Source organism: Niabella aquatica (assembly GCF_054779315.1).
On sequence record NZ_BAAGYM010000008.1, the window covers coordinates 453492 to 469563 of the forward strand.

Sequence of the window (16072 nt, forward strand, 5' to 3'; positions counted from 1 at the left end):
AACTTTCTCTAACCGGCAAAGGCATAGTTCAGCTTTTACAATAAATAGTATGAGGGTTATTGGGGGGCTGTTTAAAAATGCAAAGCATGAGTTCAAAAGCAAAATATATAGTAAGCATTTTTTTACTGATCTCCTGTTTGTACAGGCCCTGCACCGGGCAAAACGCTTATGTGCAGAGATCGGGTATTTTATTAAGGGATAGCACAGGAAGAATGTTGCTTTTAAGGGGCTTGAACTATATAAACAAAGACAGTAAGAACCAATACCTTAATCTTATAAAAGATGAAGCATTCGTGAAGATGCGGAGCTGGGGATACAATGCCGTTCGGCTGGGCATCAACTGGTCGGCGCTTGAGCCCTCACCCGGCAGCTATGACAGCGTTTACCTGCACGACCTGGACAGGCGCCTTCAATATGCAAAAGAGCAGGGCATTTATGTAATACTGGATATGCACCAGGACCTGTTTAGCGAAAAATTTGGCAACGGCGCTCCGCTCTGGGCCACTTTAGATGAAGATAAACCGCATTACACCGGTGGTACATGGAGCGATGCTTATTATATAAGTCCTGCTGTACAGGCTGCTTTTGATAATTTTTGGAACAACACCTTTACAACAACCGGGATAGGTGTTCAGGATCACTATATCAAAACCTGGGTGATGCTGGCAGAACGGTACCGGAATGATAATAATATTGTTGGTTTTGATGTGATGAATGAACCTTTTATAGGATCTGCTGTGGGCGAGGCGATGCAGGCTATGATAACAGAAGTGACCAGTTTCCTCAATCAAAAAAACACAGGGAAAACCTATACCGCTGAAGAAGTATCCGCTATGTGGATGGACGAAAAAGGCAAAAGCTTTATTTTAAAAACATTGACTGACAAAGAGGTTTTTGTTCGTGCACTGCAGCGCATGGAGCCCACTTACCGCTCCTTTGAAGAAAACAAGCTATTGCCGTTTTACAGGAAGCTGGCTGTGGCCATTCGTAAAGTAAACAAAGCGCATATTTTGTTTTGGGAACCCAGTGTTTCCAGCAATAATGGGATTCCGTCTTGTATATCTCCTGTAACAGAAGCAGGTAACCAGCAAGGGTATATGCCGCATTTTTATGATATTGTTTTAGACACAGAGCAGGCAGGGGAAGCCGATCCCGGCCGCCTAGCCTTTATGTTTACGCAGCTTCGCTATACCATGCAAAAATTGCAGTTGCCTGCATTGATTGGAGAGTGGGGCGCTTTTTACGGCGGAGACCGGGGCGTAGTAAGCGCTGCAGCAATAATGGCCGCAGGAATAGACTCGCTTTTGGCTGGTGATTTTTATTGGGATTATTTCAGCGGGCTGGAAAACCAGGCTTATTTTAAAGAAGTGCTGCAGCGGCCTTATATGCAGGCAGCAGCCGGGAAAATAATAAAGCAGTCTGCCGGAAAAAATTCATTGTTGCTGACCTGGCAGGAAGATAGGATCACGAAAGCGGATAACCTGGTATTTATTCCTGCTTCTGAAAATTTAAAAATAACCGGGAAGGTGAAATACAGCATACTCCGGTTGAATGACAACGGCGGCTGCCTGCTGAAAATAGCCCCGCTTAACAGGCGCACCATCCGTACCATAAAAATTTACTGGGAAAAACAATGAATATCAAAAGAGCATACTTTCTGGTTACTGCATGGTTTATGGCAGCCTGTACGCAGGTTAAGTATACAACATCCCTGATGCCTGATCTTTTGGGCACCCGCAGCTGGATACGTGTTAGCTGGAGCAATGTTCCCGATGCCAATGAGTACAGGCTTTACTGGAGTGCCGGCGATAAAAAACCCGGACATCCCAATGCCGTGGTAAAGGCAGGAGCAAACAGGTTTTACATACAGGAGGTGCAGCCTGAAACAAAATATAAAATATGGGTGGCGCCGGTTGCCAACGGAAAAGTAAAGCATACTTTCACCGGCACTGTAACCACGCAAAAAAACTGGCTGCCCGACCCCATCGAATTAAAAGAGCTGCAAACCAACCCGGCATCAGCAGCAGTGCCCAAAGGCATGCAGATTTACTGGCAGGATGAGTTTAACGATAGTCTGTTAAACAGGAACAAATGGTTCACCCATTATTATTCCAGCATTGACTACCTGTATAAAGTGAATTTCGATAAAATGAAGGGAGGTGAGCTTCCGGAAGCGGCCTATGTTCTGAATGGTAAAACCATTAACCTGTTTACCAGCGACTCACTGCCCCGCGAAGTGTACGATGTAAAGAACGACAAAAAAATATCTTCCATACAAACATACGATTGGGGCACCAACGAAAACCTATTAGACAACAGCCGCGGCGGCTATTTTGAAGTAAAAGTAAAAAGAAGCAGCACAGGCAAGCCCCGGGGATTGAATACGGCTTTCTGGTTCGATTCGCCCGGACCTGATCTGAAATATTACCTGCAACAAGGTACCACACTGGATGGTGTAAAAGGTATCCGTCCCAAAGGGCAGGTATTTGAAATAGACGTGTTTGAATACCTCAATGCCCAGTTTGTGCTGCACGGGCATGTGGATAGCAACGGGAAGTTCCTGCGGAATCTCAACACACATATTGCCGAAGGATATACGCATATAGATAAATGGGTGGTGCACGGCATGTTGTGGACACCTACTTCTATCAAACATTATATCAATGGCAACCTTATTAAAGAATATACCGATAAAAATCAGGTGTACTCACCCAATCATTTTATGAATGTGCTGCTGGGCAGCTATGGCGGCGGCGGTACTGTTAACATGGAAGTGGATTATATCCGTTATTATACCTGGCCGTTAAAGGATGGCAACGAATTGCCCAATCCCGGTTTTGAAGACAGCGGCAGTCTTTCTCCCTGGGAGGGCAATGGCACCTGGCTACCCGCCGCTGGCAGGAACAAAACAGCCGGCATATTATTAAAGCCCGGGCAAAAAGTGGAGCAATATGTGTACCTGCATAACGATACAGATTATAAACTGGAATATTGGCATTACGGAAGTAGCAGGCTTAAGCTGGCCGTGGACAATATGAAAGTTGTTAGCGGTGAATTATCTCCTGTTCTTAAAAAAGAAAGCCGTGGCAGAAGCCGGTTTATAAAGGAAACGGTGAACTTTCGTTCAGGGAACGAATACGAAAATAATATGAAAACGATTCGTATCTCTATTGTTAATGAAGGCGCAGCAGATGTTATTGTAGACGATGTTACTATTAAAACATATTGATGTCAACTGAGAAAATCTGGTTTTATTTCGTTGCCGATGCCATGTTCCTCAGTATACAAATAAACTTTTTAACCAGGGATAACAATGGTATGGTGTTCGGTGAATCAATAGCAAATGTTATTGATTCATTGGCCGGATGATAGACAAATATGGCGGCAGCGGGTGTTTAAGAAGATTCGGCCATCTGCTGTAAAGATTGTGCATTGCTATACCCGCTTTCAAACATGGTATTATTGAAATAGATAAAAGCATTTTTTTTAACCGGTAGCCCCTGGTACAGATCTGCTAACTCTTTGGCGGAATAAGAAGATTTAAATAATTCGGGTACGCCGTGCATACGGCGGTACAAAAAACTACCCGTAATGATATTATCGCCAGGCAGACCCGGGTAACTGACACTGCAAAAATTAATATGATGCTTTTTAAGCAGGGTGTACACCTCCTGGTTCCACCAGGACACATGACGGAACTCAATAACATTTCGTTTATCAAAGGATAAATGTTTCACAATATTTATTAACCGCTCTTCTGAAAATGTGTAAGAAGGGGGCATCTGGTAAAGAATACAGGCTAATTTATTGCCCAGTCCTTCCTGCACAATATCCATAAATTCCTGTATTTTATCCTTAACGTCAACCAGTCGTTTTGTATGCGTTATAATCTTGTGTGCTTTTACAGAAAAGGTAAAATCTTCGGGCGTAAGGCTTGCTGATCTTTTCAAGGACGCTACAGCCGGGAACCTGTAAAAGCTGTTATTCAATTCAAGCGTGCTGAACCGGGTTGCATAGTACGACAGCCACTGCGAAGCCGGTAGTTTCTCGGGGTAAAACCTGTTTTTCCAATAGGTATAGCTATAGCCTGATGTGCCAATATGAATCATGGAATAGGATTATAGAATCAAAAGCATTCTGTAAAATGATTTGTTTAAAAAAACAATAACTATACCAATCCAAAACCGGCACCTATCATATTATGGAAATTGTATTTAAGGAATAATATTTGCTCCTATTTAAAAAAACGAATGCCCGAAGGTCCGTCTATATTATTAATGAAAGAAAACCTGGTGAAATTTGTCAGAAAAAAAGTAACCGCAGTCGAAGGCAATGCCAAAATAGATAAAATATTATTGAAAGGAAAGGTGCTGCGCGAAGTAAGAACCTTTGGAAAACAAACCTATCTCGTTTTTGATAAAATAAGCGTAAGAATTCACCTCCTGATGTTTGGCTCTTACAGCATTAACGAAACAACAAAACCAGACAGCCGGTTGCGGCTTGGGCTGTATTTTAAAACCGGCGCCATGTTTTTTTATACCTGCTCTGTTAAGCTGGTTGATAATACCTCTTTAGCAGAAATAGACTGGGATGCGGATGTATTAAGCGATAAATGGGATCCCGGACGTGCTATGGAAAAATTAAAATCCCAGGCTGGCTCGCAGGTTTGTGATGTGCTGTTAGACCAGCATATTTTTTCCGGGGTAGGTAATATTATTAAAAATGAGGTGCTTTTCAGGATCGGTGTTCAGCCTGAAAGCCTGGCAGGACATCTTCCTCCCCAAAAATTAAACGAATTAATTGCTGAAGCCAGGAATTACAGTTTTGATTTTTTAAAATGGAAAAGAGCATTTGTTTTAAAAAAGCATTGGTTGGTTCATAATAAAGTTTCATGCCCCTGTTGCGGGAGCAGGCTTATCAAAAAAATTACGGGAAAAGCTAAACGAAGAAGCTTTTATTGCGAAACAGATCAGAAAATTTATTAGAGCCTGTTTAGCCGTTACTCTGGTCGTTCATTACATTAGCGCTGCTTATAGAGGAATAACATGCACTTTTTAATACGTCGTTTGTGCAATCGTAGCGCAACGATTGGAGATAAAATGTTTCAGGACAAATTAAGGGCACCGGTACTGGGGTCACTACTTCAGAGACCGGGCGTTTTCCGACTAATGCTACTGCAGGAGATGTGCTGGTATTCTCCATAGTGGGATATCGAACACAGGAAATAACTATTGCCGATCAGGAAGTTTTGGATATACCTATTACGCAGGTTTTGCAGGGAACCGTAGCAAACCTGAACATCAGCACACCTAATGGTGCACTGGGCGGCTGCAAACGAATTGATTGTAAGCAAAATCCCGGTTGGGCGCTAAAAAAGCACAATGGTAAATTGTATTCAGCTTGCCAGAAACCATTGATGCTTTCTGGGTTGCTGCGCAAACGTTAGCACAGAAATTAATGGTGCTAATGCTTTATGGCCCGTAAAAATTCATCTATCTTCAAAATTCAATAGTTTATATTTTCAGTTATGAAGACAATAAGGATTTTACTGCTGATCGCGATTGCTCATTTTAGCATCAATAGTATGGCGCAGGATGTGAGCCTGGCTTTACAAAAGCCGCTGAAATTAAGTGCCACGGAGCGAAACGCAAAATGGAGTAAACTAACGGCGCCTGTAGTTGTGGGCTTTGGTTCCAGTGGCGTACGTTATCAGCAGGATATTCCTCCCGTTGCTGCACCCAAAAATATATGGCACACATCGGCCTGGAAAAATGAAAAAGTACACACGCAAATGGTGGTTTATTCTAAAAAGGATGTGAAAAATGTTACTGTTGCCGTAAGCGATTTAAAAGATGCTAAAGGCAATGTTATCAGCAATGAAAATATTACGGCGGGTTTCGTGCAATATGTAATGACCGATGAGTTCCGGAATGGCTGCGGCCATCGTCAATCCAAAGATTTTGACTCTTCAATGGTAGCGGATAGGATCAATACGGAAATACAAAGCATCGGTATTCAAAAGAATACCACACAACCGGTTTGGGTTACTGTGAAAGTCCCTGAGGACGCAATCGCCGGAAAATACAATGGAACAGTTACTGTTAAAGCAGACAAAGAATATAAACTGCAAATAGTATTAACAGTTGTAAATAAAACCCTGCCATCGCCTGAAGACTGGGCCTTTAGGCTCGATTACTGGCAGCACCCGGCTGCGGTGGCAAGAGTGCATAACGTGGCGCTTTGGAGCGATGAACACTTTAACCTGATGCGTAAATACTATACTATGCTGGCTAATGCAGGTCAGAAAATTATTACCGCAAGTGTGGTCGATGAGCCCTGGGGGCATCAAACCTATGACGATTACCCGGGATTAATTAAGTGGACAAAAAAAGCCGATAACACCTGGAAATATGATTACCGCTTATTTGACAAATACATTGACTTTGTAATGAGCTGTGGCATCAAAGAGCAAATTAACTGCTATAGTATGGTGCCCTGGAAAATTGCTTTTACCTATTATGATGAGGCTTTACAAAAGGACACCGTATTCACTGGTAATATAGGAACACCAGCGTATAATGAATTCTGGCGTATGATGCTTACGGACTTTACGACTCACCTAAAAGAAAAAGGCTGGTTTGGTATCACTACCATAGCTATGGACGAGCGTCCTATGAAAGCCATGAGATCGGTAATCGACCTGTTGAAAACTATTGACCCTGGCTGGAAAATTTCGTTGGCCGGCGATTATCATCCCGAGATCGAAAAAGATATTTATGACTACTGTGTAGCTTCACGCTGGGTTTTACCGGATAGTGTTTTAAAGGGCAGGAAGCAGCAGGAGAAAGTGAGTACATGGTATGTTTGCTGCACTGAAAAGTATCCCAATATGTTTACCTTTTCGCCACCCGATGAAGCGGTATGGGCGGGCTGGTACACGGCCGCTACGAATATGAACGGGTTCCTGCGCTGGGCATACAATAGCTGGACAAAAGACCCGCTAAACGACAGCCGCTTTACTGCATGGCCAGCGGGGGATACTTACCAGGTTTACCCGGGCCCTTTATCATCTATCCGTTTTGAAAAATTAATAGAGGGTATACAGGATTTTGAAAAAATAAATTTGTTGCGCAGGCAGTATAAAGAGCAAGGCGAAACAGCAAGGCTGAGCGAACTGGAAGCCGCCTTAAAAACGTTCAAAATTAAAGAACTGTCTAAACAGTCGGCACAGCAGATGATAGAAAAGTATAAGCGTTTGCTGAATTAGGTATATAAAATGCTGCATACGCCTTATTCCTGATTTACTTCAGGACTTATTTTGCAGAAAACAGGAAGGACGCATTGATCTCATACTTTTGCATCTATAAAACCATTTATCATGCTACACATATTTATAAGATTTCTGCCAGCTTTTATGTTACTGGCCCTGCTTTCCTGTTCTTCTCAGAAAGTGCAATCTGGCGCAGTAAAAAGCACTATCAAAGTCATGACATATAATGTACATCATTGCAACCCGCCGGAAAAGCCCAATGTGATCGATGTAGACGCCATTGCTGCTATAATTAAAGATGAAAACGCTGATATTGTGGCCGTGCAGGAAGTGGATGTAAATACAGGCCGTTCGGGCAAAATAAACCAGGCGGAACAATTGTCCGCCAAAGCAGGATACAAATCTTTCTATTTTGCAAAAGCAATGGATTATGACGGGGGGCAGTATGGTGTGCTGATCCTGTCCAAATATCCGCTTACAGATACAAAAACATATATGTTGCCCAGGGCCGAAGGGAATAACAGCGGCGAGCCCCGTGTATTAGCCGCAGCAACTATTACTTTACCCGGGGGAAAGTCTGTTCGTTTTGGTTGCACACACCTGGAAGCATATAATAAAGAAAGCCGGTTATTACAAATAAAAGAGATCAATCGCCTTGCAGGAGCAATTTCTCTGCCTTTTATTGTAGCAGGCGACTTTAACGCGCGTGAGGGCAGCGAGGTAATCAATTCGCTTGATGCGCATTTTACCCGTACCTGCAATAATTGCCCTGCCACTTTTTCAGAAGGCAAAACAGGGGGTGTGATTGATTTTATTGCATCTGCGCCAAAAGATGCATTTAAAGTTATATCTCATAAAGTAATACCAGATAGAAAGGCTTCAGACCACATGCCGGTAGTGGCTGAGTTACAGTTTAACCGGTAATAGCGAATAACTATTATATGCGAATATTGTCATTGTTGTTTACGATAGTGTTGCTTACCTCTTGTGCAAGGGCACACTATGTTCAGAGATCAAAATTAGTTTGGAAAGAAAATTTTAACCAGTCAGGTTCTTTCGATAAAACAAAGTGGTCGAAAATACCAAGAGGCACATCCGACTGGAACCGGCATATGAGCGATTTTGACAGCTGCTATGACATGCGGGATGGTAAGCTGGTATTGAGAGGAATTAATAACACAACACTTTCCGGCGATACTTCAAAATACTTAACGGGCGGTGTTTATACAAAAGACAAAGTAAGCTTTGGTTTGGGAAGGTTAGAGATACGGGCAAAACTGGATAATGCAACCGGCGCCTGGCCTGCTTTCTGGCTGCTGGCACAGGGAGAAAAATATCCCAACGGTGGTGAAATAGATATGATGGAACATTTGAATGAGGATACTATTGTTTATCAAACAGTGCATTCTTATTACACTATTACGTTGAATATAAAAGACAACCCTAAGCATGGAGGTACGGCAAGTATAAATCCCGGTGCATTTAATACGTATGCCGTAGAAAAATACCGGGATAGCCTTGTATTTTATGTAAATGATAAAAGGACCTTTGCTTATCCCCGTATCGAAACGGATAAAAAGGACCAGTTCCCGTTTGCGGATGTAAAGCATTATTTACTGCTCGATATGCAATTAGGTGGTAGCTGGGTAGGAAGGGTAGAGCCAGCGGACCTGCCTGTTGAAATGGAAATAGACTGGGTACGGTTTTACAAGTTCAAATAGATTTGAAACCAAATAAAATGATATTCATGCGTTATTTATTCTTTATTGCTTTTGTAAGTGCAACCATTACAGCTGTTGCTCAAAAACAAACGCTTACATTTCAAAATACCATCGCCGTTGATGCCAATGACAGCAAACAGCGGATCATTGAAAAGGCCGCTCATGTAGTACCCACAGCGAATCAGCTAGCCGCTTTAAAAAAGGAATTTATAGCCTTTGTTCATTTTGGGCCTAATACCTTTACCCGCCTGGAATGGGGCAATGGTAAAGAAGATCCTGAAATATTCGCTTTAAAAAAGCTGGATACCGACCAGTGGTGCAGGGCCATGAAGGCTGCGGGCATGAAGATGGTGATCTTTACTGCAAAGCATCACGATGGGTTCGTGCTGTGGCAAAGCCGCTATACGAAGCATGGTATTATGTCTACCGGTTTCAGGGATGGAGAAGGAGATGTATTAAAAGATCTATCTGTTTCCTGTAAAAAATATGGGTTAAAGCTGGGCATCTATCTTTCTCCTGCTGATCTGTACCAGATTGAAAACCCCGAAGGGTTATATGGTAACCTGAGTAAATATACCAAACGCAGGATTCCGCGCGAAATACCGGGCAGGCCATTTGCCAATAAAACCAAATTTGAATTTGTGGTAGATGATTACAATGAATATTTTTTAAACCAGTTGTTTGAGCTGTTAACAGAATATGGCCCGATAGATGAAGTTTGGTTTGACGGTGCCCATCCCAAAAGAAAAGGGGGACAGCAGTATAATTACATAGCCTGGAAAAAGCTGATCCATACTTTAGCGCCCAAAGCAGTAATATTCGGCAAGGAAGATATCCGCTGGTGTGGTAATGAAGCTGGAGCTACGCGCTCCACCGAATGGAACGTGATCCCTTATCCTGAAAACCCGGATACCGCAAGCCATTTCCCTGATATGACAAACGAAGACCTCGGCAGCAGGGAACAACTGTATAAAGCGAAATTCCTGCACTACCAGCAGGCAGAAACCAATACGTCTATACGTGAAGGCTGGTTTTACAGGGATGATACACACCAGAAAGTAAGAAGCGCCGATGATGTTTTTGATATTTATGAACGCTCTGTTGGGGGTAACTCTACATTTCTTTTAAATATTCCCCCCAACCGTGAAGGTGCATTTTCTCTCCCCGATGTGCAGGTATTAAATGAAGTGGGTAAGCGCATTACAGAGACCTATTCTAAAAATCTTTTTGCAGGGGCTTCTGTTTCTTCAAAGGTTTTAGATAATGATCTGAATACTTGTATGGTACTCAATAAAAAAGAAAAAGAGATCGTTATTATTACTCCAAAGCCGGTTACGATCAACCGCTTTTTAATACAGGAATCAGTAAATACGCATAGTGAACGGGTAGAACAACATGCTGTAGATGCGTGGGTGAATAATGAATGGAAAGAAATAGCTTCAGCTACCAATATTGGCTACAAGCGCATCCTGCGTTTCCCCGAAGTAACCGCATCAAAATTCAGGTTGCGTGTTGTAGAAAGCAGGCTGGATCCGGCGATCGCTACTATTGGCGGATATTTTTATAAAACCCGCCCGCCGCAATTGCAGGTATCAAGAAATAAAGAAGGGCTGGTGATGATTCAGCCCCTGGAATCAGATTTTGGCTGGAAGCCGCATGGGGAGAACACTACGGAAAACCTGTATAAGGAAATGAGCATTTTTTATACTCTTGATGGCAGCGAGCCAACAGGCGGCAGTAAAAAATATACAGGCCCGTTCCAGTTGCCAAAAGGCAAAGTAAAAGCCGTTGCTATCATCAATAAAGAAAAGGGGGCAACGGTTAGTGAAGTATTAGGTATTGCCAAAAATGACTGGAAGATAATAGAGGCAGACAGCGAAGCGGATACCCGGCACAAAGCAGTTTTTGCCATTGATGAGAACAGACAAACCTGGTGGCAATCAAAAAAAACCACATCCGGTCATTTTATAACAATAGATCTGGGAAAAGCATATCATTTAAATACATTTGCTTACACGCCGCAAAAGCAAAACAGCCAGGGTATGATGGCTAAAGGAACCGTGGAGGTAAGCAATGATGGGGAAACATGGCAAAACGCAGGCCGCTTTGAATTTGGAAATTTGGTGAATGATCCTACAACCCGCAAATACTTTTTCAAAGCACCACTTACAGCCCGTTATGTGCGTATTGCAGCCACAGATATAGCCGGTGGAGACAATACGGTGTCTATTGCAGAACTGGATTTTTTTGAAAAGTAAACAGCATGAGTTTTTGCTTTTTATATGCTGAAGATCAATAATATAAACCTCCATGCCGGCTAGCAGCGCCTTCATCATTGTGGTGATGGCTGAGCGTTCTGTCAACTTGAGCGAAGCCGAAAGGTCTTCTGAATAGGAGTGATTCCTCTCCTGCTTCGCAGGTATCGGAATGGCCACTGATAATTATAGTGTTAGAAAATATATTTATTTCCCTGGCGGGTTTCTGCTAATAGCCTTGTGCATGAGTCAGACCCCGCCATTTTTATTTTCTGCCTTACGCAGGTATGCTGTATAGCAACAAGCCTGGCCGGGTTGAGTATTATTATAATAACAGCAGCCTGAAAAATTTAACCAATCTTCAATGCTAAACCATTTTTGTTTTGAAAACAAACAAAGGCCCTCTTATGTGTTTTTGATATTTTTTAGTATTACATGGATTCTTATCGACTAAAATAAATTTTTTCAAAAGCCGCTCATTATCTTAAACGCTACATTTGCTGCCACAGAATACGGTCATTTATGACCGTATTCTGTGTGAAGTCAGGCGTGCCCCAATAGGTTGCTGTTGAGGGTTCGTATAGTTTTCCTGAACAGGCTTCCGTACATAAGATCTGCAAAAAGGTAAACCAAAAACATATATACAGATGAAATCGATGTATTTTCCTGATGAATTACAGAACGTTGAGCTTAAAAAATGGGTAAGTAAAATGGCCGCGCTATGCAAGCCCCTTGCAGTACATTGGTGCGATGGCTCTGATAAAGAGTACCAGGCCCTTTGTAACCAAATGGTAGAAAAGGGCACTTTTATCCGCCTTAATCCTCAAAAAAGACCTCATTCATTTTTAGCACGCTCACACCCGTCCGATGTAGCGCGCCTCGAAGACCGCACTTTTATATGCTCCTTTACCGAAAAAGATGCAGGTCCAACCAACAACTGGATGCACCCTCAAAAAATGAAGGAAATATTAATGCCTAAACTGGAGGGGTGCATGAGAGGCAGAATCCTGTATGTGATACCATTTTGCATGGGGCCTGTCGGTTCACCTCTGTCACAATTTGGAGTACAGCTTACCGATTCGCCTTATGTAGTAGTGAATATGAAGCTGATGACGAGGATGGGAACCTGTGCCCTCGAAGCAATGGGCAACAGGGATTTTGTACATTGCCTGCACACCGTAGCCGTGCCTTTAAGTGAAGGACATGAAGATATAGCCTGGCCCTGTTGTCCCGATCCACAGGACAAATATATTGTTCATTTTCCTGAAGAGCGGCTGATATGGAGCTATGGCTCCGGTTATGGTGGCAATGCCTTATTAGGAAAGAAATGTTTCGCGCTGCGTATTGCATCCACGCTGGCACGCGAACAGAACTGGCTGGCAGAGCACATGCTGATAGCAGGGGTTCAGTCTCCGGATGGGAAGAAGGATTATGTATGTGCCGCTTTTCCTTCGGCCTGTGGCAAGACCAATTTTGCAATGATGGTACCGCCCAAAGCCTTTACTGATGAAGGGTGGAAGGTAACTACTGTGGGTGACGATATTGCCTGGATCAAACCAGATGAAAAGGGCGAGCTGCGCGCTATTAATCCCGAAGCCGGGTTTTTTGGAGTGGCGCCGGGCACGAACTATAAAACCAATCCCAATGCCATGGTCACTATCAGCACCCATACTATTTTTACGAATGTGGCTTTAACCGACGACGGGGATGTTTGGTGGGAAGGTATGGATGGCGAGCCGCCTGCACATGCTATAGACTGGCAGGGCAACGACTGGACACCCGCCAGTGAAACAAAAGCAGCACATCCGAATTCCAGGTTTACAGCACCGGCCGAACAATGCCCGGTAATAGATGATCGCTTTAATGATCCTGAAGGGGTGCCTGTTTCTGTCTTTATCTTTGGCGGAAGGCGCAATGATGTAATGCCGTTAGTGATGCAATCCTTCAACTGGTCGTTTGGAGTATATATGGCAGCCACGATGGGTTCCGAAAGAACTGCTGCAGCTTTTGGCAGTTTAGGTGAAGTACGCCGCGATCCTTTTGCTATGCTTCCCTTTACAGGCTACCACATGGGCGATTATTTTGCCCACTGGCTTAACTTTGGCCGGCAGATACCCGAGCCTCCCCGGATATTTTCTGTAAACTGGTTCAGAAAGAATGAGGAAGGAAAGTTCCTTTGGCCGGGATATGGAGAAAATATGCGTGTGCTGAAATGGATCGTGGAGAGGGTAAGAGGTCAGTCTAAAGGAGTAGAAATGCCTCTGGGTTGGGTACCTCGATATGAACATATAGACTGGAACGGTATGGAAAGCTTTACGGAAGAAGCCTTTGAAGATGTAATGAGCATTAACCGCGACCTCTGGATAAAAGAAATAGCCTCGCACGATGAGCTGTTCTTCACCCTCTATGACAGGCTACCCAGGGAGATGACTTTTATAAGAGAATTATTATTGTCTGATCTTTGGAGATCAAACCAAAAGATAAAGCAGGCAGCCCAACCTGCAGATCCGGCAGCAGTATAAAAAGCACAGGCCTGTAAACCGCAGTATACTGAATGCCAAATCCCGGGCCTGATATTGAGTGTTCTGATTTTTGAGCACACCAATGAGGGGATATGAATCTGTTATAAGCAAAGGGGCGCATTTCGATATTCAATATTCGACTGTCCGATGTACTTTTGCATGCACAAAAATGATCTTGACTGCTTTTAAATAGCCGGATAATTAAAATAAGCAGCCAGGTTAAATTCAAACTAAAGTGTTGTATGAAGTTGATCGTGTTTTTGTTTACTTTTTTAGTGTTAAGCGGCCATGCGCAGGTTATTGATCTGAACCAGAATGAACCGGAAAAGAACCTTGGTAAAAGTATAATGTACTTCGAGGATAAGTCTGCCGGGCTTTCTTTACAGGAAGTACAGGAGCAATATGCAGCCGGACAATTTAAAAAAGGAACATCTCCGATCCTCAATTTTGGTATCAGTGCTTCTGCTTTCTGGATTCAGTTAGCGTTTAAACCGTCTGGCAGGTCTTCAGATTATCTGGTAATAGACGCTGCAACAATAGAAGAGATCGATTGCTATATACCGGTTGATAAGCAATGGAAATGTGTTAAGAGCGGTGCTTTGGCAGAAGATAATGATGGCGTCCGCAGCACTAATCAATATATATTTGAAATTCCAGCTTCATTGAATGGGCCCGAAGTTAAAACAGTGTGGGTGCGCTTAAAGGCCCGGAATGTTATGATCGTTCCGGTAAAGCTGGTCAATAATGAAAATTTATTCAGGATTGAAAATCCGCGTCTCCGGGTCATTGAATTTGGTCTTATAGGCGTTTTATTTACTTTTTTTGCGTTCAACCTGTTCTTATATTTTGGGTTTAAAGACCGCATATACCTGTACTATTGCATCTATACCTTAAGTTTTGGAATGTATGTGATCGGTTATTTTGCCGGTTATGGCTATTTATTAGGAACCTCGTTCCGTATTTTCCTTAACCAGTACCCGCATGTATACTTTTGTTTTGGCTCTATAGCGGCACTGCTCATTACCAACCGGTTTTGCAGGCTCCGCGAATTATCGCGCCCGTTATATAATGTGTACAGGTTCTTAATAGTCCTGAGTGTGGTTCAACTGGCAATAAGTTTGGTCGGGTTAAAGTCCTGGGCAGCGTCAGCTGCGCAGATCATCGGGTTGTTGCTGCCATTAACCCTCGTCCTGTGTGCAATAGCTTTGTACAGAAGCCGCAGGCAAACTGTAACCTATTTTATACTGGCCTGGACACTTATAATGATTGCTATTATATATTATGTTTTAAGCCTTGCAGGCTTTTTCGCATATAATGCTTACAGCCGGCTGATCCTGGAGGTTAGTGCAATTTTAGAGTTCCTGTTCCTTGCTCTTGCGTTAGCCCAACGGTACTATACACTGCAGCAGCAGCAACAGCAGGCAGAACAGGAGAAATATCAGATTATTAAATATCAAAATATAGAGCTCGAAAAGCTGGTAGCCAAACGCACTGATAGACTAAAGGAAACTATTACCAAGCTGGAGGCATCGGATAATATAAAAAACAAGCTGTTTTCGATTATTGCGCACGATCTTAGAACTCCGTTTAACAGTATGCTGGGTATTTTGGCATCAGACAATTTAGAGATGTTATCATTTGAAGAGCTGAAAACGGTGCTTAGAAAAAACGAGAACAGCTTTTTACAGCTAAAGACACTGCTCGATAACCTGCTGCATTGGGCTCATATGCAAATGAGGAGAGTGGAGATAAGGCCGGAAGCATTTGATCTCAATAAGGTAATCGGGGATTTAGTTTCAGTGTATCGCCCTGTAGCATTAAAAAAGCAGCTATCTCTTGAAACAGCTTTGCCTCTCCAGATGGATTTTGTGTATGCCGATAAAAATCAGGTACAGCTGATATTGCGGAATTTGATAGATAATGCAATAAAATTTACACGGGCGCCCCATATCATTCAGGTAATGGTAGATCCCCGGGAAGATCATGCCCTTATCAGTGTTAAAAATGGAGTAGAGCATTTGAGTAAAGACGGCCTGGAAACATGGATGAATAAACCTTCTTTCAAGAGTAATTATGGAACTGCGAATGAGAAAGGAGTTGGGCTGGGACTGAACTTATGCAGAGAGTACCTGGAAAAAAATAATAGCAAGCTACAACTGGAAATTGAGAACAACACGATTTGTTTTGCTTTCAAATTACCCTTTGCTTCCTGTCGGTAATTATTCTTATTTCCAAAAGGCTGGCTGACGACCTTTTCATTAGTTGTTTTACAGCGTTATTGTAAGTTGCTCTTTTACACGTTAG

General features: G+C 42.9%; 11 protein-coding genes. 10 read left to right on the forward strand and 1 reads right to left on the reverse strand.

Going from position 1 to position 16072, the window contains the following annotated elements:
• Nucleotides 1-86 precede the first annotated feature (86 nt).
• Nucleotides 87-1637, forward strand: coding sequence for a glycoside hydrolase family 5 protein (locus ACYVBM_RS08905; RefSeq protein ID WP_460685294.1), 1551 nt, complete (start codon nucleotides 87-89; stop codon nucleotides 1635-1637).
• On the forward strand, nucleotides 1634-3229 hold the full coding sequence (locus tag ACYVBM_RS08910) for a family 16 glycosylhydrolase (protein WP_460685295.1): 1596 nt from the start codon (nucleotides 1634-1636) through the stop codon (nucleotides 3227-3229). Before ACYVBM_RS08905 ends, ACYVBM_RS08910 begins: the two co-directional genes overlap by 4 nt.
• A 166-nt stretch (nucleotides 3230-3395) precedes the next feature.
• Here ACYVBM_RS08910 and ACYVBM_RS08915 read toward each other — a convergent pair whose 3' ends face one another.
• Nucleotides 3396-4109: a DUF72 domain-containing protein gene (locus ACYVBM_RS08915; RefSeq protein ID WP_460685296.1), complete on the reverse strand. Its 714-nt coding sequence runs from the start codon at nucleotides 4107-4109 to the stop codon at nucleotides 3396-3398.
• A 141-nt stretch (nucleotides 4110-4250) separates the two neighbouring features.
• Between ACYVBM_RS08915 and ACYVBM_RS08920 the strand changes: the two genes are divergently transcribed.
• The 8 genes from ACYVBM_RS08920 to ACYVBM_RS08955 all read left to right on the forward strand — a co-directional run bounded on the left by ACYVBM_RS08920 (nucleotide 4251) and on the right by ACYVBM_RS08955 (nucleotide 15987).
• The gene (locus tag ACYVBM_RS08920) at nucleotides 4251-4985 is read left to right on the forward strand and encodes a DNA-formamidopyrimidine glycosylase family protein (protein ID WP_460685297.1); all 735 of its coding nucleotides are present in this window, start codon (nucleotides 4251-4253) and stop codon (nucleotides 4983-4985) included.
• A 218-nt stretch (nucleotides 4986-5203) separates the two neighbouring features.
• Nucleotides 5204-5446 (forward strand): hypothetical protein, encoded by a 243-nt coding sequence (locus ACYVBM_RS08925; RefSeq protein WP_460685298.1) that lies wholly within the window; start codon nucleotides 5204-5206, stop codon nucleotides 5444-5446.
• A gap of 81 nt (nucleotides 5447-5527) precedes the next feature.
• Nucleotides 5528-7267 carry a glycoside hydrolase domain-containing protein gene (locus ACYVBM_RS08930; protein ID WP_460685299.1) on the forward strand — a complete coding sequence of 580 codons (1740 nt, stop codon included), beginning with the start codon at nucleotides 5528-5530 and terminating at the stop codon, nucleotides 7265-7267.
• Between the two features lie 111 nt (nucleotides 7268-7378).
• On the forward strand, nucleotides 7379-8194 hold the full coding sequence (locus ACYVBM_RS08935; protein WP_460685300.1) for an endonuclease/exonuclease/phosphatase family protein: 816 nt from the start codon (nucleotides 7379-7381) through the stop codon (nucleotides 8192-8194).
• Nucleotides 8195-8211: 17 nt separating this feature from the next.
• Nucleotides 8212-8991 carry a glycoside hydrolase family 16 protein gene (locus ACYVBM_RS08940; RefSeq protein ID WP_460685301.1) on the forward strand — a complete coding sequence of 260 codons (780 nt, stop codon included), beginning with the start codon at nucleotides 8212-8214 and terminating at the stop codon, nucleotides 8989-8991.
• 26 nt (nucleotides 8992-9017) lie between these two features.
• Nucleotides 9018-11249 carry an alpha-L-fucosidase gene (locus ACYVBM_RS08945; protein WP_460685302.1) on the forward strand — a complete coding sequence of 744 codons (2232 nt, stop codon included), beginning with the start codon at nucleotides 9018-9020 and terminating at the stop codon, nucleotides 11247-11249.
• 644 nt (nucleotides 11250-11893) lie between these two features.
• Nucleotides 11894-13768 carry a phosphoenolpyruvate carboxykinase (GTP) gene (locus ACYVBM_RS08950; protein ID WP_460685303.1) on the forward strand — a complete coding sequence of 625 codons (1875 nt, stop codon included), beginning with the start codon at nucleotides 11894-11896 and terminating at the stop codon, nucleotides 13766-13768.
• Nucleotides 13769-14010: 242 nt separating this feature from the next.
• Nucleotides 14011-15987, forward strand: coding sequence for a sensor histidine kinase (locus tag ACYVBM_RS08955; protein WP_460685304.1), 1977 nt, complete (start codon nucleotides 14011-14013; stop codon nucleotides 15985-15987).
• Nucleotides 15988-16072 lie beyond the last annotated feature (85 nt).

Bases quoted from the DNA above. Each gene is read 5' to 3' on its own strand.
- ACYVBM_RS08955 (WP_460685304.1), top strand. From the start codon at position 14,011: ATGAAGTTGATCGTGTTTTTGTTTACTTTTTTAGTGTTAAGCGGCCAT.
- ACYVBM_RS08950 (WP_460685303.1), top strand. From the start codon at position 11,894: ATGAAATCGATGTATTTTCCTGATGAATTACAGAACGTTGAGCTTAAA.
- ACYVBM_RS08930 (WP_460685299.1), top strand. From the start codon at position 5,528: ATGAAGACAATAAGGATTTTACTGCTGATCGCGATTGCTCATTTTAGC.
- ACYVBM_RS08920 (WP_460685297.1), top strand. From the start codon at position 4,251: ATGCCCGAAGGTCCGTCTATATTATTAATGAAAGAAAACCTGGTGAAA.
- ACYVBM_RS08910 (WP_460685295.1), top strand. From the start codon at position 1,634: ATGAATATCAAAAGAGCATACTTTCTGGTTACTGCATGGTTTATGGCA.
- ACYVBM_RS08905 (WP_460685294.1), top strand. From the start codon at position 87: ATGAGTTCAAAAGCAAAATATATAGTAAGCATTTTTTTACTGATCTCC.
- ACYVBM_RS08935 (WP_460685300.1), top strand. From the start codon at position 7,379: ATGCTACACATATTTATAAGATTTCTGCCAGCTTTTATGTTACTGGCC.
- ACYVBM_RS08915 (WP_460685296.1), bottom strand. From the start codon at position 4,109: ATGATTCATATTGGCACATCAGGCTATAGCTATACCTATTGGAAAAAC.
- ACYVBM_RS08940 (WP_460685301.1), top strand. From the start codon at position 8,212: ATGCGAATATTGTCATTGTTGTTTACGATAGTGTTGCTTACCTCTTGT.
- ACYVBM_RS08945 (WP_460685302.1), top strand. From the start codon at position 9,018: ATGCGTTATTTATTCTTTATTGCTTTTGTAAGTGCAACCATTACAGCT.